Genomic DNA, 23012 nt, shown 5'->3' on the forward strand with positions numbered 1-23012 from the left:
GAGTTCCCGCTCGTGCCCGACGCGACCGCTTCTCCACCGCCCGAGTTCCGCCGAGCGGTCGCCTCGCTGGGCACCCTCAGAGCGCGCCCGGAGCTCATCGTCTCCGCGCTCGACGCGCCGCCGCGGCTGGCGCCGTGGACGTGGGCGCTGTCGGTCGAGGTCGCCGACTCCACGCTGGGCCGCGCGGCCGCCGACGACGGCGTCGACGAGTCCGACACCTCGGGCCGGCTGATCCTGCTGCACGACCCGGCCGGGCAGGACGCGTGGGAGGGCACCTTCCGCCTCGTCTGCTTCGTCCAGGCCCGCCTGGAGCCCGAGCAGCTCGGCGACGAGATGCTGCCGGTCGTCGGCTGGTCCTGGTTGACCGAGGCCCTCGAGGACCACGGCGCCGAGCACGTGGCGCTGGGCGGGACGGTCACCCAGACCTCCTCGGTGCGCTTCGGCGACATCGCCGGGCCCCGCCGCGACGACGACGTGGAGCTGCGCGCGTCCTGGACGCCGATCGGCACGGACCTGTCCCGGCACGCCGCCGCGTTCTGCGCGTTCGTCGCGTCGGCCGCAGGTCTGCCACCGGTCGGCGCAGTTTCGCTCGTTCACAGAACGGTGTGAAGCAGGTGCTCACCTGCGACGACGGCGCCCGGAGTGATCGACAGGGTCACCCGATCGGGTGGACGAGGGGCGACAAGGCTGTAACTTTCACCCCGCTAAGTTCGATCCGATACACGACGTTAGACCGCTTGGGGGGCTACGCTTCCTCCACGACACCTCCTCGGGCGGTCTCTTCGCCGGCCGAGGTCTGGTGCCGGTCGGGGGCAACGACCGACTCCAGGGAGGTAGTGACGTGGCCGTAGTAGGCCAAGGCGCGCCAGTTCGCAGCACCACCGGTGCTGTGCTGTCGCCGGCAATGGTCCCGCACCCGCGGGAAGAGCTCTTCTCGGTGCTGGTGGTCGACGACCACCCGCTCCTGCGCGAGGCGATCGCAGCACGGCTGCGCTCGATGGGGGCAGGCACGGTGTACGAGGCCGCTTCGGTGGCCGAGGCCCGGGCCCGGGCGCACGCCAACGGGCCGTGCGACCTCGCGATCCTCGATCTCGGACTGCCGGACGGCAGCGGGCTGGACCTGGTCACCGAGCTGCGCTCGCTGGGCTGGAACCGGCTCGTCGTGCTGGCGTCCTCGGACGACCCGTACGCGGTGCGGTCGGCGTTCCAGGCCGGGGCGCAGGCGTACCTGCTCAAGTCGGCGTCGGCGGCGATCGTCACCGACGGCGTGAAGCGCGTGCTCGACGGCGGCGTCTACGCCGACCCGACGGTCGCGCCGCTGCTCGCCACCGGCACCCGCGTGCCCGGCACCGACAACACCCCGCGCGAGCTCTCGGCGCGTGAGGTCGAGGTGCTGCAGCTCGTGGCCGACGGGCAGTCGAACAAGGAGATCGGCGAGGCGCTGAGCCTGTCGGCGCTCACGGTCAAGAGCCACCTCTCGCGCATCGGGCGCAAGCTCGGCACGGGCGACCGCGCGCAGATGGTCGCGCTGGCGATGCGGGCCGGGGTCATCCGCTGAACCCAGAGGACCCGGACGGCTCATCGGTGCAGGAGGGGCCGGCCGCGACGGACGAGCCGGAGGTTCCGGCACCCGTCCCCCTGCTCGCCCCGGTCGACGGGCTCCCCCCTGTCGTCGCCGACCGGGACGCGCTCCGGGCCACCGCCGCGGCGTTCGCCGCCGGCACCGGCCCGGTCGCCGTCGACGCCGAGCGGGCCTCCGGGTTCAAGTACTCCCAGCGCGCCTACCTGGTGCAGCTGCGCCGGGCGGGCGCGGGCACGGCGCTCGTCGACCCGATCCCGCTGGGCAGTGACCTGTCCGACCTCGCTCCGGCGCTGACCGGCCCGGAGTGGGTGCTGCACGCGGCGTCCCAGGACCTCGCGTGCCTCGCCGAGACGGGCCTGGCGCCGAGCAGGCTGTTCGACACCGAGCTCGCCGGCCGGCTGGCCGGGCTCCCCCGCGTCGGGCTCGGGCCGATGGTCGAGAACCTGCTCGGGCTCGCGCTGGAGAAGGGGCACGGTGCCGCCGACTGGTCGCGCCGGCCCCTCCCGCAGGACTGGCTCGTCTACGCCGCCCTCGACGTCGAGGTGCTGGTGGAGCTGCGCGACGTCCTCACGCGGATGCTCGACGAGCAGGGCAAGCTCGACTGGGCCCACCAGGAGTTCGAGGCCGTCCGCACCGCCGGGCCGCCCACGCCGCGCGCCGAGCCGTGGCGGCGCACCTCCGGCATCCACAAGCTGCGCAAGCCCCGCCAGCTCGCGGCCGTCCGCGGGCTGTGGGAGGCGCGCGACCGCCTCGCCGCCGAGCGCGACATCGCCCCCGGCCGGGTGCTGCCCGACGCCGCCATCGTCGACGCCGCCGTCAGCGCCCCCGAGTCCGCCGGTGCCCTGGGCACCATGGCGGTCTTCCGCGGGCGCTCCCAGCGGCGGATGACGGCGTACTGGTGGTCGGCGCTGGCCGCGGCCGAGCGCCTCGACCCCGCCGACCTCCCCCGCCCCACCGCGCCCACCGAGGGCCCTCCCCCGGTCGCGCGCTGGGCCGACCGCGACCCCGACGCCGCCGCCCGCCTGGTCGCCGCCCGCGCGGCCGTGGCCGAGGTGGGGGCGGAGCGCACGGTGCCGGTGGAGAACCTGCTCCAGCCCGACCTGCTCCGCCGGCTGTGCTGGACCCCGCCCGAGGACGGCGACGTCGCCGGGTTCCTGCGCAAGGGCGGGGCGCGCGAGTGGCAGATCGCCCTGCTCACCCCGGCGCTGGAGCAGGCCCTGACGGCCCGCAGCACCTGACGCCCGGCCGCGGGAGCACCCTCAGGGGCGCACCGGCAGCCGGACGGTCACCGTCAGGCCCCCGCCCGGCACCGGCGCCGCCGCCACCGCGCCGCCGTGGGCCGTCACCACCGCCCGCACGATCGACAGCCCCAGGCCCGAGCCGGGAGCGGTGGCCGTGCGCTCCACCGGGCCGCGGCGGAACGGCTCGAACAGCTCGTCGACCCGGTCCACCTCCCGCCCCGACGACGCCACGCACAGCTCGGCGCAGCCGTCGCGGACGCCGCTGACGACCTCGATCCAGCCGCCGGGCACGTTGTGGCGCACCGCGTTCTCCACGAGGTTGCCCGCCACCCGCTCCAGCAGGACCGGGTCGCCGACGACGGGCGCGGGCGCGGTGCGCACCTGCACCCGCAGCCCCCGGTGCCCCGCCTCGGCCCGCACCGCGGCCAGGGCGGGCACGACGGTGGCGGCGAGGTCGGCCGGGTGGAGGTCGGCCAGCGCGGCGCCCTCGGTGCGGGCCAGCAGCAGGAGCCCGGCGACGAGGTCGTCGGCGCGGCGGGTGGCGTCGCGGACGACCGCGCCCATGCGGCGCAGCTCGGCCTCGTCGGCGGTGGGGTCCGACAGCGTCACGTCGACCTCGGTGCGCAGGACGGCCAGCGGCGTGCGCAGCTCGTGGCTCGCGTTCGCGACGAAGCGGCGCTGGGCGTCGAACGCGGCCTGCAGGCGGTCGAGCATGGCGTCGAACCCGGCCGCGAGCTCCGCGACCTCCCCGCGGGCGTCGGCGAGGCCGAGGCGGGTGTCGAGGGTCTCGACGGTGAGCCGCCGCGCGGTGGCCGTGACCTCGTGCAGCGGGCCCAGCACGCGCCCGACCAGCACCCACGAGACGAGCGCCGCGGCCAAGACCACCAGCGGGAACGCGACGAGGCCCGCGCGCAGCACCTCCTCCTGCGCGGCGCGTCCAACGGCGTCGCCCAGGCCCTCCGCGGGCACCGTGACGCCGTCGACGCGCACCGTGCTGCCCGGCGGCAGCGCGGGGACGGCCTGCGTCACCCCGCCGACGAGGAGCCAGCCCAGCCACAGCAGCAGCGCGCTGGCCAGCGCCACCAGCGCCGTGGCCAGCAGCGTCAGCCGGGGCCGGAGGCCCGTCATCACCCCGCGGCGGGCACGCGGTACCCCGCGCCGACCACCGTCTCGATCACGCCGGGCTCGCCGAGCTTCTTGCGCAGCGTCATGACCGTGACCCGCACGGTGGTGGTGAACGGGTCGGCGTTCTCGTCCCACACCCGCTCCAGCAGCTCCTCGCTGCTGACGACGCCGCCGCCGGCGGAGATCAGGACCTCCAGCACGCCGAACTCCTTGCGCGTGAGCTCCACGGGCCGGTCGGCGCGGAGCACCGTGCGCCGGGCCGGGTCGAGCGCGACGTCGCCCGCGGTGAGCAGCGGCGGCACGGCCGGGGTGGCGCGGCGGCCGAGCGCGCGCAGGCGGGCGACGAGCTCGGGGAAGTCGAAGGGCTTGGCGAGGTAGTCGTCTGCCCCGCGGGACAGGCCGTCGACCTTGTCGGCCAGCGTGCCGCTCGCGGTGAGCATCAGCACCCGCGTGGTGGCCCCGGAGCCGACGATCTCGCCGCACAGCGCGTCGCCGGTCATGCCGGGCAGGTCACGGTCGAGCACCACCACGTCGTAGCGGGTGACGGCCGACTTCTCGTGCCCGGTGTCGCCGTCGTAGGCGACGTCGACGGCCATGCCCTCGCGCCGCAGCCCGCGGGCGATGGCGTCGGCCAGGGGGTGCTCGTCCTCGACGACCAGCACGCGCATCAGGACTCCACGCCGAGGTCGGAGGCGTCGACGTCCGACGGCATCGTGAACGACGGCAGCGCCGACGCCCACTCGGTGACCCGGCGCGCCACGTCCTGCGCGGTGAGCCCGGTGGCGGCCAGCACGTCGTCGCGGCTGCCGTGGTCGAGGAACTCCTGGGGCAGGGCGACGTCGCGCAGCGGCACGTCGCACTCCGCGTCGCGCAGCGCGGCGGAGACGACCGAGCCGAACCCGCCGTGCCGCCCGCTGTCGCTGACCGTGACCACGAGCCGGTGCTCGCGCGCCATCTCGACGACGGCGCCGGGCACCGGGAGCACCCACCGCGGGTCGACGACGGTGGCCGCGACGCCCTGCGCCGCGAGCCGCTGCGCCGCCTCGACACCGAGCCGGCCGAACGCCCCGGCGCAGACCAGCAGCACCGCGGCGTCGTCGGAGGCGTGCAGCACGTCGACGCCGTCGATGCGACGGACGGCGGGCACCGACTCGATCACCGAGCCCTTGGGGAAGCGCAGCGCGGTGGGGCCGTCGTCGACGGCGATCGCCTCGGCCAGCTCCTCGCGCAGCGTGACGGCGTCGCGCGGGGCGGCGACCCGCATCCCGGGGACGACGCCGAGCAGCGAGAGGTCCCACATGCCGTTGTGCGAGGGGCCGTCGCTGCCGGTGACGCCGGCGCGGTCGAGCACCAGCGTGACCGCCTGCCCGTGCAGCGCCACGTCCATCAGCAGCTGGTCGAAACCGCGGTTGAGGAACGTCGAGTAGAGCGCGACGACGGGGTGCATGCCGCCCGTCGCGAGGCCGGCGGCGCAGGTCAGGGCGTGCTGCTCGGCGATGCCGACGTCGATCCAGCGGTCGGGGTACGCGGCCGCGAACGGCGCGAGCCCGGTGGGGCCGAGCATGGCCGCGGTGATCGCGACGACGTCGGTGCGCCGGCGCCCGATGTCCACGAGCTCCTCGGCGAACACACTGGTCCAGCCGACGGACGGCGCCCCGGTGGGCAGCCCCGTCTCGGGGTCGAACGCGGCCGGGCTGTGCATCTGCTCGAGCTCGTCGTTCTCGGCCGGGAGGTAGCCGTGGCCCTTGCGCGTGACGGCGTGCACGATCACCGGCCCGCCGAAGCGCTTGGCGCGGTGCAGCGCCGACTCCATCGCCTCGACGTCGTGCCCGTCGACCGGCCCGAAGTACTTGATGCCGAGGTCGGAGAACAGCTCCTGCGGGCTCAGCGCGTCCTTGAGGCCGGCCTTCACCGCGTGCAGGCCGGCGTAGAGGGTGCCGCCGACGACCGGGGTGCGCGAGAGCGCCGCCTTGCCCGCGTCGAGCACGCGCTCGTAGGCGGGCTGCAGGCGCAGCGAGGCGAGCCGGTCGGCCAGGCCGCCGATCGTCGGGGAGTAGGAGCGGCCGTTGTCGTTGACGACGATGACGACGTTGCGGTCGCCGGTCGCGATGTTGTTGAGCGCCTCCCAGGCCATCCCGCCGGTGAGCGCGCCGTCGCCGATCACGGCGACGACGTGGCGCTGCTGCCCGGTCAGCGCGTAGGCGCGGGCGATGCCGTCGGCCCACGACAGCGACGACGACGCGTGGCTGGACTCGACGACGTCGTGCTCGCTCTCGGCGCGGCTCGGGTAGCCCGAGAGCCCGCCGGTCTTCTTCAGCCGGTCCCAGCCGTCGTGGCGGCCGGTGAGGAGCTTGTGGACGTAGGCCTGGTGGCCGGTGTCCCAGACGACCGTGTCGGTCGGGGAGTCGAACACGCGGTGCAGCGCGATCGTCAGCTCGACGACGCCGAGGTTGGGGCCGAGGTGCCCGCCGGTGCGCGACACGCACTCGACGAGGAAGCGGCGGATCTCGGCGGCGAGCTCGGGGAGCCGGTCCGGCCCGAGGCGTCGGAGGTCGGCGGGACCACTGATCGATCGGAGCACGGTCACCGGTCCAGTCTACGGACGGAGCGCCGGCCCCGCCCTCACGCCGTGGGGCGCCGGGGCGAGGGGACGTGGGCGTCGGCGGCGATCCGGACCAGGTTGCGACCGCCCGCCTTAGCCTCGTAGAGCGAGGCGTCGGCAGCGGTGAGCACCTGGTCGAGGGTGGTGCCGTCGGTCGGGACGGTGGCGCCGCCGATCGACACCGAGAGCCCGGTGACCGTCCGCAGACCGCCCGATGTGGCCACCCCCACGTCGAGCCGGGAGACCCGGTCGCGCAGTCGCTCGGCCACCCGCCACAGCTCGGTGCGGCCGGTGCCGCCCGCCGGCAGGTCCGGCAGCAGGACCACGAACTCCTCGCCGCCGAAGCGCCCGACGACGTCGTGGCTGCGCACCTCCGCGCGCAGCTCCGCGGCGACCGCGGCGAGCACGTCGTCGCCCGCCAGGTGGCCGTGGGTGTCGTTGACGATCTTGAAGTGGTCGAGGTCGAGCATCAGGACGCCCGCGCCCGAGCCCGTCCGGCGGGCCCGGTCGACGACCCGCAGCGCCTGCGTCTGCCACGCCGCCGCGTTGAGCAGGCCGGTCTTGGCGTCGGTGCTGGCCTCCTGCTCGAGCTGGCGGACCAGGACCGCGCGGTGCAGCACGAGGATCGGCGGGAGGACCAGCGCGACCAGCGCGGGCGTCGAGGCCAGCGCCACCGCGGCCAGGGCGCCCATGCACAGGGTGGCGACCTCCAGCGCGTTGTCGTCCCACCGCCCGAACAGGTCGCGCAGCACCGGGCGCGGCCCGCTCAGCGCGATCACCGCCCCGACCAGCAGCGTGTTGACCAGCACGTAGGAGCCGACGGCGAGCCCGACCGCGAGGACGACGCCGGGCTGCGTGGGGTCGGCCGGCAGCCCGCCGGCCAGCGCGACGACCTCGTGGGCCGCGCGGGCGGCCAGCAGGACCGTCGCCGTCGTGAAGACGTGGCGGTAGAGCGGGATGCCCGCGGGCGCCCACACCCGGTGCCACAGGTGCACGTAGACCAGCACGATGACCACCGCGGCGAGGCCCGGGGGCAGCAGCAGCGCGGCGGCGAAGGTCCAGACCGAGCTGAGGTCGAAGTAGGAGTTCTCCGACGCCCGGCGCCGGACCCGCTCGATGCCCGTGGCCAGCTCGGTGTGCACGACGCTCAGGGCCGTGAGGCCCAGCGCCAGCAGGAGCGGCTGCCCGGCGGCGGGGAGCGCGACCAGCCCGGCGACGGCGACGGCCACCGCGGTGAGCTCGACGACCAGCGCCAGGCCGAGCGGTCCCGGGCCCAGACCCCACAGGGTGCGGGATCCCGGAGCGGGTGACGGCTCGTCCACGCACCGAAGGCTAGTGAGCGGCGGCCGACGTGTCAGGGTGGAGGTCGTCGCACGACGGGGTGGAACCGGACGTGCGGCTAATCACTGTCCGTAGCGACGCCCCTGCGGGGAGTCCTCCGCCAGGAGGGGCTGCGGGGCGGGCGGCTGGATGCCCATCCGCACGACGTTGCGCCCGGCGCGCTTCGCGGCGTAGAGCGCGGTGTCGGCCACCTGCAGCAGGTCGCGCAGCTCCCGCCCGTCGTCGGGGTAGAGCGCGCAGCCGACCGACGCGCTGAGCCCGGCCACGGTGAGCGGGCCGTCGGCGGTGGGCATCTCGACGCGCAGCGCGGCGATCCGGCTGCGGATCCGCTCGGCGACGGTCTGCAGCTCACCGCCGCCCGTGCCGGGCTCCCCCAGCGCGCCGAGCAGCACGACGAACTCCTCGCCGCCGAAGCGCCCGACGAGGTCGCGGTCGCGGACCTCGGCGTTGAGCGCGTCGGCGACGGCGGCCAGCACGCGGTCGCCCGCGAGGTGGCCGTGGGTGTCGTTGACGGCCTTGAAGTGGTCGAGGTCGATCACCAGCACCGCGCGCGGCCCGGAGCGCCGCTCGGCCCGGCGCAGCTCGCGCTCGGCCTGGGTGTGCCAGGCGGCGGCGTTGAGCAGGCCGGTCTTGCCGTCGGTGTTGGCCGCGACCTCGAGCTGCCGCACGAGCACGGCCCGGTGCAGCACGAGCAGCGGCGGGAAGATGAACGCCACGAGCCACGGGTTGATCGCGATCGCGGCGGCCGCGAGCGCGCCCAGGCAGAGCGTGGCGATCTCGAGCAGGTTCTCGTCCCACTCCCCCACGATCGACGCGACGTCGGTCTGCGGGGAGTTGACGGCGATGACGCCGGCCACCAGCGCCGTGTTGACGGTGAGGAACACCAGCACGCCGAGCGCCAGGACGTAGACGTCACCGCGGTCGCCCGTGCCGTCGGCGGCGACCGCCGACATGACCCCGGACGCGGACATGCAGGACAGGACCACGGTCGCCGAGCTGAAGACGTGCTTGAACAGCGGGTTGCGGGGCCGCGCCGACCGCAGCCACAGGTGCAGGTGCACGACGACCGCGACCAGCGCCGCCCAGACCGGTGGCAGCAGCACGGTGGCGGCGAAGAACCACACCGAGCTCAGGTTGACGTGGACCTCGCCGTTGACGCGCCGGCGCACCCGCTCGACCCCGTGCGCGATCTCGGTGTGCAGGAGCCCGAAGACGACGAGCAGGACCACGTCGCGGATCGTGCGGGAATCCGGCCCGGGCTCTCCGACGGCGAGCACGAGCACGAGCGCGACGGCGGTGATCTCGACCGTGAGAACGGCGGCCATCAATCGCGCGGGCAGGTTCCAGATGGCCCAGCCCGCGACGAATCCCGGTAGGCCCGAGCCCGGCCCGGCACCCGCCGTGCTCCGGCCAGGACTCATCGGTCTCCTTGATCACCCGTGCGTGCCCCCCGACGCTAGCCGAGACGCAGGCACCGCGTCATCCCCGGTCACGAGCTGGTTCCGAACCGTTCCGTTCGCCGTAGCAAGACGCGATCCTTGTTAGGCCGAACAGCCTAAGAACATCGGTCGTCTGCAGTCCTTGCGGTCCATCCTGACCGCTCACGGCACGCCGTCGGCGACGCTGATCCCGTGCGCAGGGATCACCGGGTCGATCGTCGCACACGGGGAGGGGAGGCGCGCGTCATCGCCGGTGCCGGCCGCGGGACACCGGGCCGGGCACGCACGGCGGCCCGCACACCCCTGCGCGTGAACTGCGGAAATGGCGTTCCGCGATCGCGAAACGGACTATTCGACTGATCCAGGAAGGAGGGACGGAATGAGCAAGGACTGGAACTGAACGGCGACCCCCGGACGCGACGACGAGAGGAGCACGCCGTGAGCAAGGACTGGAACTGAGAACCGCCCGCCCCGCCCCCACGCCCCGGAGGGAGCCACCGGTGAGCAAGGACTGGAACTGACCGTCCCCACCACCCGCCCGCACCAGAGGAAGGAGCGCTACGTGAGCAAGGACTGGAACTGATCACCCCGACCGCCGCCCGCACCCACGAGAGGAGCAGCCAGTGAGCAAGGACTGGAACTGACGACCCGCACCCCGCCCCGACCAGAGGAAGGACGAGCCAGTGAGCAAGGACTGGAACTGATCACCCCGACCCCCGCCCGCACCCACGAGAGGAGCACGTCGTGAGCAAGGACTGGAACTGACCGCAAGCACCCCGACGAGAGGAACGCCGTGAGCAAGGACGGGAACTGAGGCGTCAGGTCGTGACCGGCAGGGGTCGCATGGCTTGGTCGTCCGCCGAGGCGGACCGCCACGCCAGCGCCCCGCCGAGCGCCACGACCACACCCGCGGCCGCGCACAGGGCGACGGCCGTGGACGGGGTCGTGAGGTCGGCGAGCACCCCGCCGGCCAGCACCGCCACACCCTGGCCCGCGACGATGCCGGACGCAGCGACGCCGATGGCGCGTCCGCGGATCGCGGCCGGGGTGGCCCGGACGAACGACGCCTGGGCCTGCATGACGTACGCGGTCGACGCCATCCCGGACACGCCCCAGAGCAGCAGCGCGACCGGGACGGGCGGGACCAGCGCCGTGAACAGCAGGGGCAGCCCGGCGGCGACGGCGAGCACGCCGATCAGGCGCGCGCGCCGGTCCGGCGGCACGAACCGCACGAACAGCCAGGCCCCGAGCACGCTGCCGAGCGGGTCGGCGGCCATCAGCAGCCCGACGACGGCCGGACCGGCGCCGATCTGGTCGGCGTACGGCGCGGCCAGCGCCTCGGGCACGACGTACAGGCCGACCATCCACACGAGCAGCACCAGGGCGCGGCGCCGCCGGTCGGTGGCGACGTCGACGACGCCGGCGAGCAGGTCGCGCCCGGGCGAGCGCGGTGCGGCGTCGGCGCGGGGCCGCCGGACCAGCCCGAGGCGGAACAGGAGCCCGGCCACCAGGAACGTGACCGCGTCCAGCAGCAGCGCCGACGACGGGCTGACCGCCGCCACCAGCAGCCCCCCGGCCGCGAACCCGACGACCTGGGCGGTCTGGCCGGTGATCTGGGAGACGGCGAGGCCGCGCTCGTAGAGGTCGCCGGGCAGGAGCTCGGGCAGCAGGGCGCCGCGCGCCGCGGTGTGCGGCGCCCCCAGCAGCACCACGACGACGAGCAGCGCGCACAGCACCGCGAGCGGGATCTGCGGGATCGCCATCACCGCGACGAGCCCGGCCCGCACGACGTCGGTGACGACGAGGACCTCGCGGCGCGGGAAGCGGTCGGCGAGCCCGGAGAGCAGGACGCCGCCGACGATCGCCGGCAGGAACGTCAGCGCGTAGGTGGCCGCGGCCCACGCCGCCGACCCGGTGCGCCCGTAGACGAGGACGGCGAGCGCCACCCGCGCGAGCTGGTCGCCGCCCACCGAGAGCAGGTCCGCGATCCACACGGTGCGGTACTCCCGCACCGCGAAGACCTGCCCGAGTGCCCTGTCCGCCATCCGGTTCCCCCCGCCCCGACCGAGAGTAGGCACGTGTGCGCTCCGCGTCACGCCGAACGGGTCAGGTGGTGCCCGCCGTGGGGGTCAGCAGGTCGGCGACGTGCGCGATCTCGTTGACCGTCCGCACCAGCCTGCGCCCGTCGCGGGTGGCCACGACGCGGCTGATCCCGGTGTAGTCGAGCGGGAAGGCGAGCGGCCGGTCGATGCCGAGCAGGTGCGCCAGGAAGCAGTTGACGACGCCCGCGTGCGCGACGACCACGACTGTGCCGCGCCCCGGGTGGTCGGCGACGATCCGCTCCAGCGCGTCGGTGACGCGCCCGGTGAACGCCGGGACGTCGACGCCCTCGGGCAGCAGCCCGGCCACGATCCGCGCCCAGCCCGCGGGGTCGGCGACCGGCATCTCGTGCACCGGGACGTAGTGCGGGGAGTCGGCGTCGTACTCGCGCAGGTCGTGGACCACCACCGGGTCGACGCCCAGCGCGGCGGCCAGCGGCGCCGCCGTGGCGCGCGCGCGGGCCATCGGGCTGACATAGAGCGCCTCCACGGCGTCGCCGGACACCGCGTCGACGACGCGGCGGGCCTGCGCCTCGCCGTGGGCCGTGAGCGGCGGGTCGGCCGTTCCGGCGCCCGCGGCACCGTCGACGCGCTCGGGCAGGGCGTGCCGGACCAGGACGAGCTGCACCGTCAGGCTGCGGGGTCGTCGGCGGGCACGTGCGCGCCGTGGCCCGCGTCGCGCAGGGCGGCGCGCAGCGCGTCGCGGTGCCCGTCCTGCTCGGCCGCGTCGACCGAGGAGGCGGCGTTCGCGAAGTCGAAGGCGGCCATGTCGGCGGCGGGGAACACGTGCAGGTGCAGGTGGGGCACCTCGAACCCGGCGACGAGCAGCCCGACGCGCGGCGGGTCGTACACGGTCCGCACGGCCTCGCCGATCGCGTGCGCCACGGTCGTGAGGTGCGCGAGCAGGGCGGCGTCGGCGTCGACCCAGTGGTCGACCTCGGCCCGCGGCACGACCAGCACGTGCCCGGGGGCGAGCGGGTTGATCGAGAGGAAGCCGACGGCGAGGTCGTCGGCCCAGACGAACCGGCCGGGCAGGTCGCCGTCGATGATCTTCGTGAACACGGTGGTCATAGACCCGACACCCTAGCCGCGCCGCGGTTAGGGTCCCGGCCATGGCCAGAACCGTCGCGACGAACACGACCGTCGACCGCGGGGAGCTGCTGGAGTTCCTGCGACCCCGCCACCACGTGATCCTGCTGACACCGCGCTCCGACGGCGGCTGGCAGGGCTCCCCCGTCACCTCGGGCGTCGACGCCGAGGGCCGGATCGTGATCGCGACCTACCCGGAGCGCGCCAAGTCGCGCAACGTCGCCCGGCACGGGAGGGCGTCGGTGGTGGTGCTGTCCGAGGACTTCGACGGGGCGTGGGTGCAGGTGGACGGGGACGCCGAGCTGCTCGAACTGCCCGACGCCGTGGAGCCGCTCGTGGAGTACTTCCGGTCGATCTCGGGCGAGCACCCCGACTGGGACGAGTACCGGCGCGCGATGACCGACCAGGGCAAGGCGCTCATCCGGATCACCCCCACGCGGTGGAGCCCGATCGCGACCGGAGGGTTCCCCGCGCGGCTCGCGTGACGCGGACCGTCGGACCGCCCCGGTAGCCTCTCGCCGTTGTCCGAACCGAGCGATTGCGAGAACAGCATGCGGCCGTGGCCGGGTCACGCCTATCCCCTGGGTGCCACCTACGACGGCGCCGGCACGAACTTCGCCCTCTTCTCCGAGGTCGCGGAGAAGGTCGAGCTCTGCCTGTTCGACGAGGACGGCGACGAGAAGCGCGTCCCGCTCACCGAGGTCGACGGCTTCGTCTGGCACGGGTACCTCCCCACCGTCGAGCCGGGGCAGCGCTACGGCTTCCGCGTGCACGGCCCGCACGACCCGGGCCAGGGCCTGCGGTGCAACCCGCACAAGCTGCTCATCGACCCCTACGCCAAGGCCCTCGACGGCCCGGTCAAGTGGGACGAGGCCGTGTTCGGCTACCAGTTCTCCGACCCCGACACCCGCAACGACGCCGATTCGGCGCCGTTCGTGCCCAAGTCCGTCGTCGTCAACCCGTTCTTCGACTGGGGCTCCGACCGCCCGCCGAAGATCCCGTACAACGAGTCGGTCATCTACGAGGCGCACGTCCGCGGCCTCACGATCGCCCACCCCGACATCCCCGAGCCCCTGCGCGGCACCTACACGGGCCTCGCGCACCCGGCGATGATCGAGCACCTGAAGAACCTGGGCGTCACGGCCGTCGAGCTCATGCCGGTGCACGAGTTCCTCAACGACCACCACCTGCAGGAGAAGGGCCTCTCCAACTACTGGGGCTACAACACCGTCGCGTTCCTCGCGCCGCACCACGCCTACGCCATGGGCAACAACCGCCCCGGCAACCAGGTGCAGGAGTTCAAGGCGATGGTCCGCGACCTGCACGACGCGGGCATCGAGGTGATCCTCGACGTGGTCTACAACCACACCGCCGAGGGCAACGACATGGGCCCGACGCTGTCCATGCGCGGCATCGACAACCACGCGTACTACCGCGTGGTCGAGGACGACCAGCGCTACTACATGGACTACACGGGCACCGGCAACTCGCTCAACGTCCGCAACCCGCACACCCTGCAGCTGATCATGGACTCGCTGCGGTACTGGGTCACCGAGATGCACGTCGACGGCTTCCGGTTCGACCTCGCGTCCACCCTGGCCCGCGAGTTCTACGACGTCGACCGGCTGTCGGTCTTCTTCGACCTCGTGCAGCAGGACCCGGTGATCAGCCAGGCCAAGCTCATCGCCGAGCCGTGGGACGTCGGCCCCGGCGGCTACCAGGTCGGCAACTTCCCGCCGCTGTGGACGGAGTGGAACGGCAAGTACCGCGACACGGTCCGTGACTTCTGGCGCGGCGAGCCCGGCACGCTCGGCGAGTTCGCCCAGCGCCTCACCGGCAGCTCCGACCTCTACCAGAACGACGGCCGGCGCCCGTTCGCCTCGATCAACTTCGTCACCGCGCACGACGGCTTCACCCTCAACGACCTCGTGTCCTACAACGAGAAGCACAACGAGGCCAACGGCGAGGACAACAACGACGGCGAGAGCCACAACCGCTCCTGGAACTGCGGCGTCGAGGGCCCCACCGACGACGAGGCCGTCCTCGAGCTCCGCGCCCGCCAGCAGCGCAACATCATCGCCACGATGCTCATCAGCCAGGGCGTGCCGATGCTGCTGCACGGCGACGAGCTCGGCCGCACGCAGAACGGCAACAACAACGTCTACTGCCAGGACAGCGAGATCGCCTGGGTCGACTGGTCGCTGGCGGGCAAGAACGCGCCGCTGATCGGCTTCACCGCCGGCATGGTGGCGCTGCGCCACGCGCACCCGGTGTTCCGGCGCCGCCGCTTCTTCGCCGGGCGCCCGATCGGCCCGCGCCGCCGCGCCGACGCCGCGGCCGCCCTGCCCGACATCGCCTGGTTCACCCCCACCGGCGAGGAGATGACCGAGCAGGACTGGGACTCCGGGTTCGGCAAGTGCGTCACGGTCTTCCTCAACGGCGAGGGCATCTTCGACGTCGACGCGCGCGGCGAGCGGGTCGTCGACGACTCGTTCGTGATCGCCCTCAACGCCCACTACGAGGACATCGACGTCGTGCTGCCCGGTTCCCGGTACGGGTCGCGCTGGGCGGTCGTCGTCGACACCACGACCGGGATCGTCACCACGCTGGCCACCGCGCCGGGCATGGCGGCGGCCGAGCCCGACACGGTCGGCGCGGGCGACACGTTCACCGTCACGGCCCGCTCGCTCGTCGTCTTCCAGCGCACCGAGGGGCCGTGACCGGTCTCCGGCACTAGGGCGCGAACCCGGCGTCCGGCGCCACCACCACGTCCAGGACGAGGGGGGTGCGCCGGGCGGCGAGACCGGGCACCTCGGCGTCGAGGACCGCGAGCAGGTCGTCGTGGTCCTCGACCCGCCGGGCCGGGCAGCCCAGCGACTCCGCCAGACCGGAGACGCTGACCTCGTCGAACGCCGGCCACGGGGCCCGGCCGCCGCCGTGCTGCTCGGCGAGGCGGTCCATCACCGCGTACCGGCCGTTGGCGAGCACGACGACGAGCACACCGACGCCGTAGTGCGCGGCGCTCCACAGGGCCTGGATCCCGTAGAGCGAGGACCCGTCCCCCACCACGGCGACGACGGGCGTTCCCGGCCGCCCCATCCGCACGCCGACCGCCGCGGGCAGCGCGAACCCGAGCCCGCCCATCGCGGCGCTGAGGAACCCCAGCGGGCGCCGGGCGGGCAGCAGCCGGTGCAGGTCGGGGCGGCTCGACGGCGTCTCCTCCACCACCACCGACTCCGCGGGCAGGCGGGCGGCGAGCGCGGCGAGCACGTGGGCCGCGCGCAGCGGCTCCCCCGGCCCCGGGGCCGCCGGGCCCGTGCGGTCCGGGGTCGTGACCGCCGTGCCCGGACGCGCCGCCACGGCGTCGGCCAGGGCCCGGCACACCGCGGCGGGCGGGGCGAGCAGGGCGAGGTCGGCGGCGCTGTGGTGGGCGTCCTCGGCGTCGTCGGTGACCAGGGCGACCCGGGTGCCCGGCTCCACCAGCGGGCCCGGCTCGTAGGGGTACTGGCGGAACACCGGCGCCCCCACGGCGAGCACCAGGTCGTGCCCGGCCAGGGCGGCGCGCAGCCGGGCGCGCCCCGCGGGGAGGTGCCCGGCGAACCGCGGGTGGTCCTGCGGGAAGCCCGCCCGCGCGGCGAACGGCTCCTGCCACACCGGGCAGCCCAGGCAGTCGACCAGAGCGACCAGCGCCGCCCAGGTGTCGGGGTGGTCGGCGTCGGAGCCCACCACCAGCGCGGGCGCGGCCGCCGCGTCGACCAGCGCGGCCAGCTCGGCCACCGCGGCCGGGTCGGCGGCCGCGGCGTGTCGCAGGACCGCGGGAGCGGGGCGCTCGTCGTCGTCGGCGGGGGCGGACCAGTCGTCGCTCGGCACCACCACCAGCGCCGGGCCGCGGCCGGTCACCGCCTCGTGCCGGGCCCGCACGACCATCCCGGGGACGTCCTGGGGGCGCTCGGGGCGCCCGACCCACACCGGGTAGCTGCCGGCCAGTCCGTCGAGGTCGCCGGCGAGGAACGGCCGGTACGCGAGGTGGCGGCGGTCCTGCTGGCCGACGAGCACGACCAGCGGCACCCGGTTGACCCGGGCCGTCGCGAGCGCGCCGACCGCGTTGCCCAGCCCGGCCGTGGTGTGCAGGACGGCGAGCGCGGGCCGGTCGCGCGCGGTGGCGTAGCCGGTGGCCATGCCGACCACCGAGCCCTCGTGCAGGGCGAGCACGAACTCCAGGTCCGGCGGCAGGCCGGTGAGCAGCGCGATCTCCGTCGACCCGGGGTTGGCGAAGACGGTGGTGAGGTCGTGGCGGCGCAGGGCGTCGAAGGTCGCGTCGCGGACGGTGCGCGTCACGCCTGCGCCCTCCGCCCGCCGCCGACGACCACCGCGACCGCGAGGGCGCCCACCGCGGCCACGCCGGCGAAGATGTAGAAGCCCCACGGGTAGGCGACCCCGGCCGTCAGCAGCGCGCCGCCGATCAGCGGGCCCGCGATCGCGCCGATCCGGCCCACCCCGCTGACGCTGCCCAGCGCCGTGCCGCGCACCGCGGCCGGGTAGTGCTGGCCGACGAAGGCGTAGCAGAGCACCTGCGCGCTGAACACGAAGATGCCGGCCAGCAGCACGCTGACGTAGACCCCGATCCCGGGCAGCCGGATGCTCAGCAGGGCCAGGAACAGCGCGCCGAGCGCGAACCAGGTGATCGTGGCGAGGCGGGTGCCGATGCGGTCGGCCACGCGGCCGGCGACGAGCAGGCCGATCACCGCACCCGCGTTGAGCGTGAGCAGCAGGGCGAGCGAGGCGTTGAGCTCGTAGCCCGCGGAGATCATGATCTGCGGCAGCCAGGTGTTGAGCCCGTAGACGAGCAGCAGGCCCATGACCGAGGTGACCCAGAAGGCGAGCGTGGCGCGCAGGTAGCCGTCGCGGAACAGCGCCCGGACGGGGTCGGCCGGGGCCGGGGCATCCGGGGCGGCCCGCCCGGGCTCGCGGGCCCGCAGGAAGTCGACCGACTCGGGCAGGAACCGCCACAGCAGCGGCACGAGCACGAGCGCCGGTAGCGCGCCGATCACGAACATCGCGGGCCAGCCCAGCGTCGGGATCACGGCGATCCCGAGCAGCGCCGTGGCGACCGCGCCCACGTGGTAGCCGGTCATGAGGACCGTCGTCGCGCTGCCCGAACCGCCGGGCGGTGCGTACTCGGTGACCATCGCCAGCGCCACCGGCAGCACCCCGCCGAGACCGAGGCCGGCGAGGAAGCGCAGCAGCCCGAACACCTCCGGGCCCGGCGCGAACGCGCAGGCCAGCGTCAGCACCGAGAACCCGACGACGGTGAGCAGCATCGTGCGCCGCCGCCCGATGACGTCGGCGACCGGCCCGATCGCCAGCGCCCCCACCATGATCCCCAGCAGGCCGACGACCGAGATCAGCGCGCCGGAGTTGGGGTCGAGCCCCCAGTCGCTCTTCAGCAGGGCCGGCAGCACCGCCCCGAGGACGACGATGTCGTACCCCTCGAGGGCGACCGCCGCCCAGCAGAGGGGGCGCACCCACCCCGCTCCGACCTGCGACCGCGCTACCGACTCCGTTGTCATGGCCGGGGAGTCTGACTCCGCCCGCTCTTGCCGGTCAGGGGCAGTTCCCACTCAGTGGAGAGCGCGCGAGATCGCGCCGGCCGCCATCCGCACCGCGGGCACGAGCAGCGTGAGGTTCTCGGTGTCGCTGGGCACCACGACCGAGATGCCGGCCAGCACCTCCCCCGACGGCCCGACGACCGGCGCGGCCACCGACGCCGCCCCGTCCGTCATCTCCTCGCGCGAGAGGCAGGAGCCGGTGCGCCGGATCTCGGCCAGCGCGGCGGCCAGGCGCGCCGGGTCGGTGATCGTGCCCGACGCGACGCGCGGGAGCCCGGTGGCCAGCACCGCGTCCAGCACCTCCGCGGGGGCGTGGGCGAGCAGGACCTTCCCCGGTCCGCTGGCGTGCAGCGGCAGGCGCTTGCCCACCTGCGAGCGCAGCGCGAGCGGCGCGTGCCCGGCCAGCCGCTCCAGGAACAGGGCGTGCTCGCCGTCGAGGACGACCAGGTGCACCGGGTGCCCGGTGACGGCGCACAGCTCCTGCAGCACGGGCAGCGCGGCGTCGCGCAGCCCCCGCGCGACGGGCGCGAGCGACCCGACCTCCCACAGCCGCATCCCGACCCGGTAGCGCCCGCGGCCCACCTTCTCCAGCGCGCCCCACCCGACGAGCTCCGCCACCAGCCGGTACGCGGTGGCCGAGGGCAGCCCGGACGCCTGCGCGATCGCGGCGAGGGTCTGCTCGGGGCGGTCCGGGGCGAACGTGCCGAGGACGGCCAGGCCCCGGCCCAGCACCGAGCGCGTGGCGGGGCTCACGCGGACCGAGGGTAGGGCCCGCTCGCCCGGCCGGGAACGGGGTCGTCGGATAGGTTCTCGCGCGTGCCAGATGCTCGGAGAACCGTGGCCCCGTCGTCCACCTACCGGCTGCAGTTCTCGAAGGACACCACCTTCGACGATGCCGTCGGCCTGGTCCCCTACCTCGACGCCCTCGGCGTCGGAGCCCTCTACGCCTCCCCGCTGCTGGAGTCCGGCGCGGGCTCGAACCACGGCTACGACGTCGTCGACCCGACCCGCGTCTCGGCCGAGCGCGGCGGCGAGGAGGGCAGGCGACGGCTCGTCGACGCCGTGCGCGCGGCCGGCCTCGGGTTCGTCCTGGACATCGTGCCCAACCACGTGGGAGTGGAGAACGCGAAGGCCAACCCGTGGTGGTGGGACGTGCTGCGGCTGGGCCGGGAGTCCGAGCACGCCGGAACGTTCGACATCGACTGGGACGCGGGCCCGATCCTGCTCCCGATCCTGGGCGACGACTCGGTCGACGACCTCACCGACGTCGACGGCGAGCTGCGCTACTACGAGCACGCCTTCCCGATCGCCCCCGGCACGGGCGAGGGCACCCCGCAGGAGGTGCACGAGCGCCAGCACTACCGGCTCGTGCACTGGAAGCGCGGCGCCGCCGAGCTCACCTACCGCCGCTTCTTCGACGTCTCCACGCTCGCCGCCGTGCGCGTCGAGGTCCCGGAGATCTTCGAGAAGACCCACCGCGAGGTGCTGCGCTGGGTCGAGGCGGGCGACGTCGACGGCATCCGCGTCGACCACCCCGACGGCCTGGCCGAACCCGGCACCTACATGCGGCTCCTGCGCGCGGCCATCGGGCCCGACCGGTGGCTGCTGGTCGAGAAGATCCTCGGCGTCGGCGAGGACCTGCCGGCGTCCTGGCCGGTCGACGGCACCTCCGGCTACGAGGCGCTGCGCGAGGTGCAGGGGCTGTTCGTCGACCCCGACGGCGCCGGCCTGCTCACCCAGCTCGCCGCCGAGCACACCGGCGGGAAGCAGAGCCTGCACGCCGCCGAGCACGACGCCCGCCGCGAGGTGGCCGGCACGATCCTGGCCGCCGAGGTGCGCCGGATCGCGGCGACCGCCGCCCGTGCGTGGCAAACCGGGCCAGAGCCACGTTTTGCGCTCACGAGCGTCGAAGACGCCGTCGCCGAGCTGCTCTGCGGGTTCCCGGTCTACCGCTCCTACCTGCCCGAGGGCCGCGACGCGCTCGACACCGCCGTCTCGGTGGCCCGCACGCACCGCCCCGACCTGGCCGAGGTCCTGGAGGCGATCCGCACCACGATGCTCGCCGAGCCGGGCGCCGAGCTCGCCACCCGCGTCCAGCAGACCTCCGGCATGGTCATGGCCAAGGGCGTCGAGGACACCGCGTTCTACCGCTGGAACCGGTTCGTCGCGCTCAACGAGGTCGGCGGCGACCCGGCCCGCTTCGGGGTCTCCCCCCGCGAGTTCCACACCGCGCTCGCCGTCCGCGAGGCCTCCTGGCCCGCCACGATGACCACCCTGTCGACGCACGACGCCAAGCGCTCCGAGGACGTCCGCGCGCGCCTGGCCGTGCTCGCCGAGATCCCCGGCGAGTGGGCCGACAGGTTCCGCCGCTGGTCCGCGGCCCACCCGCTGCCCGACCGCTCGCTGGACCTGCTGGCCTGGCAGAACCTGGTCGGCGCCTGGCCCATCTCGGTCGAGCGGATGGCGGCCTACCTGGGCAAGGCGTCGAAGGAGGCCAAGCTCGTCACCAGCCACGTCGAGGCCGTCGCCGAGGTCGACGAGGCGGTCGCCGCGTGGCCCGCGGCCGTGATGGGCGACGCCGCGCTCGTCGCCGAGATCGAGGAGTTCGTCGGGCGGATCTCCGGGCCGGGCCGGGTCAACTCGCTGGGGCAGAAGCTGCTGCAGATCGCCGCGCCCGGCGTGCCGGACGTGTACCAGGGCACGGAGCTGTTCGAGTACTCGCTCGTCGACCCCGACAACCGCCGCCCGATCGACTGGGACGTGCGCCGGGACCTGCTGGCCCGGCTCGACGGGGGCTGGCTGCCCGACGTCGACGCCGAGGGGGCGGCGAAGCTGCTCGTGACGATCGCCGCGCTGCGGCTGCGGCGCCGTCGCCCCGGGCTGTTCGACGGCTACCGCACCGTGCCCGCGCAGGGTCCCGCCGCCGGGCACGCGGTCGCGTTCTCGCGCTCGTCGTCGCTGGTGGCCGTGGCGACGCGGCTGCCGGTCGGGCTCGCCGAGCGCGGCGGCTGGGGCGACACCGTCCTCCCGCTGCCCGACGCGGCCACCGACTGGCACGACGTCGTCAGCGGCACCGCCGTCGACGGCTCGGCACCCGCGCTGGGCACGCTGCTCGCCCGTTACCCGGTGGCGCTGCTGGTGCGCCCGGAGTAGCTCACGACCGGGCCGAGACCACCGGGATCCGGTCGGTCTCGGCCGCGTCGACGGCGGCGGGAGCCGCGGGCGCGGCCGGCGCGGCCGGCTCGTCGTCCCCGGTCGGGCCGCCCTCGACGAGCGAGGGGTCGGCCACCCGCAGTGCGACCGAGCCGCGCGCGCGGCGGACCTGGACCAGGCCGAGCGCACCCCGCAGCACGATGATCATGCCGAGGTCCTCGGTGACCTCCTCGACGTGCGTGCCGACCTGCAGCGGGACGCCGTCGAGGCCGGGGCGGTCGAGGAACCCGTTGACGGTCTCGAACCCCAGCGACGCGACGAAGAACACCGCGATGCCGAGCAGCAGGTCGCGCCGGGGAGCGCCGCGCAGCCGCGTCGCCAGGCGCCAGAACGCCCACACCACCCCGGCCCCGATGACGGCGCCCGGCAGCACCCAGGCGTACTCGAACGCCCCGAGGTCGCCCTCGGCCATGAGGTCGCCCAGCGCCTTGAGGTGCTCGTGCAGCGCGGCGAAGTCGTCGAACCCGAGCAGCGCGAGCAGGAGCGCCACCACCAGGAACGGCGCGCGTATCCGGCCCCCGGCCAGCACGCCGGCCAGCGCGAGGACGCAGGCCGGGGCGAGGAACGTCATGACGCTGAAGAACGTCGGGAGGTTCATCTCCTCGGAGACGCCGAAGAACAGCCGCACCGGTGAGCCGGGTGCGGACAGGACGTCGACGTCCGGGGCGATGTTGGGCAGACCGATGCTGAGCAGTCCGAGCACGAACGCGGTGACGGCCAGCGCCCGGGGCAGGCTCGGCGCGGGGGCGCGCCAGGTCGTGTCGTCCTGACCGCGTCGGTGTCCCGCCATGCGCCCTCCCCGTGCAGTGCCTGGGACGGCATCGTATGGGTGAACACGAGGCGTCGCGCGGCCGACTCCCGGGTGACCACCGCCCGTTCTCTCAGGCCGGCGCTCGTCCGAAAGGGGTATGTCCGGTAACCGACCGGACGACCAGTTCCGGTGGCGGTTCGACGCGCTCGGGCACCGCCCGGTCGGGGAAGTCGAACAGTCCGATGATCAACAACATCGGGTAGTCCGGGGACTGGCGGCTGGAGCGGACCACCCGGCCGTCGACGAGGAAGTCGACGCCGTCGGGCCGCCACTCGACCGCGTACTCGTGGAGCACGGCCACGTCGACGTCCATCGGGTCCGCGGAGAACTCCTCGTGCAGCGCCGGGTCGCGGAACGGGTGGATGCCGCTGCCGACCCGGGCGGTGCCCTCACCGAGCGCGTCGCCGAACACCTCGACGAGGCAGATCTCGCCGCTGCGCTCGGGCCGGTCCTCGATGCCGACCATCCAGGCCGAGAACATCGACCGCGGGCCGAGCTCGGCCCGGCACCTGACCGCGACCCGGCCGTGGTGCGGGGTGAAGCCCCACGGGTCGCGCCCCGGCGCGGGCTGCTCCTGCGCGACGACCAGGCCCTCGCGGAAGGGCTGCTGGCCCTGCGTGCTCCCCACCGGCCCCGACCGGTTGCCCGTCTGCACCGCCGACACCCGCAGCGGCCCGTCGTGCAGGTCCGGGCACCACAGCGGGTGGTCGTCGGGGATCGTCAGGTGCAGGCCGTCGGGGTCCAGCCGGTAGGCGGCGGCCGCGGCCTCGCGCGAGCTCCAGGCGGGCAGGTAGGCGGGGGTCCACACGCTCTCGTCGAGCGAGCCTCCGGTGAACCGCTCCTCGAGGTCCGGGATCACCC

The 23012-nt window shown here is 74.7% G+C and carries 19 protein-coding genes; 6 read left to right on the forward strand and 13 right to left on the reverse strand.

The window, feature by feature from the left end; all coding sequences use genetic code 11:
- Positions 1-12 precede the first annotated feature (12 nt).
- The 3 genes from HOP40_RS29895 (at position 13) to HOP40_RS29905 (ending at position 2820) form a co-directional block, all read left to right on the forward strand.
- The gene (locus HOP40_RS29895; RefSeq protein WP_240157361.1) at positions 13-609 is read left to right on the forward strand and encodes a DUF3000 domain-containing protein; all 597 of its coding nucleotides are present in this window, start codon (positions 13-15) and stop codon (positions 607-609) included.
- Between the two features lie 295 nt (positions 610-904).
- Positions 905-1558 (forward strand): LuxR C-terminal-related transcriptional regulator, encoded by a 654-nt coding sequence (locus tag HOP40_RS29900; protein WP_075949948.1) that lies wholly within the window; start codon positions 905-907, stop codon positions 1556-1558.
- 26 nt (positions 1559-1584) lie between these two features.
- A complete protein-coding gene (locus tag HOP40_RS29905) occupies positions 1585-2820 on the forward strand; it encodes an HRDC domain-containing protein (protein WP_205346969.1) in 1236 nt (411 codons plus the stop codon).
- Between the two features lie 21 nt (positions 2821-2841).
- Here HOP40_RS29905 and HOP40_RS29910 read toward each other — a convergent pair whose 3' ends face one another.
- From HOP40_RS29910 to HOP40_RS29945, 8 genes are all read right to left on the reverse strand, one after another.
- Complete coding sequence (locus tag HOP40_RS29910; protein ID WP_172165230.1) at positions 2842-3951, reverse strand: sensor histidine kinase; 1110 nt, start codon at positions 3949-3951, stop codon at positions 2842-2844.
- The gene (locus tag HOP40_RS29915) at positions 3951-4616 is read right to left on the reverse strand and encodes a response regulator transcription factor (protein WP_172165233.1); all 666 of its coding nucleotides are present in this window, start codon (positions 4614-4616) and stop codon (positions 3951-3953) included. Before HOP40_RS29915 ends, HOP40_RS29910 begins: the two co-directional genes overlap by 1 nt.
- Positions 4616-6535, reverse strand: coding sequence for a 1-deoxy-D-xylulose-5-phosphate synthase (gene dxs, locus HOP40_RS29920; RefSeq protein ID WP_172165236.1), 1920 nt, complete (start codon positions 6533-6535; stop codon positions 4616-4618). Before dxs ends, HOP40_RS29915 begins: the two co-directional genes overlap by 1 nt.
- Positions 6536-6570: 35 nt before the next feature.
- Positions 6571-7872, reverse strand: a complete 1302-nt coding sequence (locus HOP40_RS29925; RefSeq protein WP_172165239.1) for a GGDEF domain-containing protein — start codon at positions 7870-7872, stop codon at positions 6571-6573.
- An 81-nt stretch (positions 7873-7953) separates the two neighbouring features.
- Positions 7954-9312, reverse strand: a complete 1359-nt coding sequence (locus tag HOP40_RS29930) for a sensor domain-containing diguanylate cyclase (protein WP_172165242.1) — start codon at positions 9310-9312, stop codon at positions 7954-7956.
- An 836-nt stretch (positions 9313-10148) separates the two neighbouring features.
- Positions 10149-11375, reverse strand: coding sequence for an MFS transporter (locus HOP40_RS29935; protein WP_172165245.1), 1227 nt, complete (start codon positions 11373-11375; stop codon positions 10149-10151).
- Positions 11376-11436: 61 nt separating this feature from the next.
- Positions 11437-12057, reverse strand: a complete 621-nt coding sequence (locus tag HOP40_RS29940; RefSeq protein WP_172165248.1) for a histidine phosphatase family protein — start codon at positions 12055-12057, stop codon at positions 11437-11439.
- Positions 12058-12059: 2 nt separating this feature from the next.
- Positions 12060-12500, reverse strand: coding sequence for an HIT family protein (locus tag HOP40_RS29945; RefSeq protein WP_172165251.1), 441 nt, complete (start codon positions 12498-12500; stop codon positions 12060-12062).
- A gap of 41 nt (positions 12501-12541) precedes the next feature.
- Between HOP40_RS29945 and HOP40_RS29950 the strand changes: the two genes are divergently transcribed.
- Positions 12542-13003 (forward strand): PPOX class F420-dependent oxidoreductase, encoded by a 462-nt coding sequence (locus HOP40_RS29950; protein ID WP_172165254.1) that lies wholly within the window; start codon positions 12542-12544, stop codon positions 13001-13003.
- Positions 13004-13069: 66 nt separating this feature from the next.
- A complete protein-coding gene (glgX, locus tag HOP40_RS29955) occupies positions 13070-15238 on the forward strand; it encodes a glycogen debranching protein GlgX (RefSeq protein ID WP_172169491.1) in 2169 nt (722 codons plus the stop codon).
- 13 nt (positions 15239-15251) lie between these two features.
- Here glgX and HOP40_RS29960 read toward each other — a convergent pair whose 3' ends face one another.
- Genes HOP40_RS29960 through HOP40_RS29970 form a run of 3 tightly spaced genes read right to left on the reverse strand, consistent with a single transcriptional unit; the run spans position 15252 to position 18880 of the window.
- A complete protein-coding gene (locus tag HOP40_RS29960) occupies positions 15252-16856 on the reverse strand; it encodes a thiamine pyrophosphate-dependent enzyme (RefSeq protein ID WP_172165257.1) in 1605 nt (534 codons plus the stop codon).
- Positions 16853-18088: an MFS transporter gene (locus HOP40_RS29965; protein WP_172165260.1), complete on the reverse strand. Its 1236-nt coding sequence runs from the start codon at positions 18086-18088 to the stop codon at positions 16853-16855. Before HOP40_RS29965 ends, HOP40_RS29960 begins: the two co-directional genes overlap by 4 nt.
- 51 nt (positions 18089-18139) lie before the next feature.
- Complete coding sequence (locus HOP40_RS29970; protein WP_205346970.1) at positions 18140-18880, reverse strand: IclR family transcriptional regulator; 741 nt, start codon at positions 18878-18880, stop codon at positions 18140-18142.
- 84 nt (positions 18881-18964) lie between these two features.
- Here HOP40_RS29970 and treY point away from each other — a divergent pair, with 84 nt between their 5' ends.
- Positions 18965-21280: a malto-oligosyltrehalose synthase gene (gene treY / locus HOP40_RS29975; protein WP_172165263.1), complete on the forward strand. Its 2316-nt coding sequence runs from the start codon at positions 18965-18967 to the stop codon at positions 21278-21280.
- Between the two features lies 1 nt (position 21281).
- Here the strand turns inward: treY and HOP40_RS29980 are convergent, their stop codons facing one another.
- Positions 21282-22130 (reverse strand): hypothetical protein, encoded by an 849-nt coding sequence (locus HOP40_RS29980; RefSeq protein WP_172165266.1) that lies wholly within the window; start codon positions 22128-22130, stop codon positions 21282-21284.
- A 91-nt stretch (positions 22131-22221) separates the two neighbouring features.
- A complete protein-coding gene (locus HOP40_RS29985; RefSeq protein ID WP_172165269.1) occupies positions 22222-23010 on the reverse strand; it encodes a glycoside hydrolase family 16 protein in 789 nt (262 codons plus the stop codon).
- Positions 23011-23012 lie beyond the last annotated feature (2 nt).

Origin of the sequence: Pseudonocardia broussonetiae (assembly GCF_013155125.1) — a bacterium.
Taxonomy (GTDB): Bacteria; Actinomycetota; Actinomycetes; order Mycobacteriales; family Pseudonocardiaceae; genus Pseudonocardia; species Pseudonocardia broussonetiae.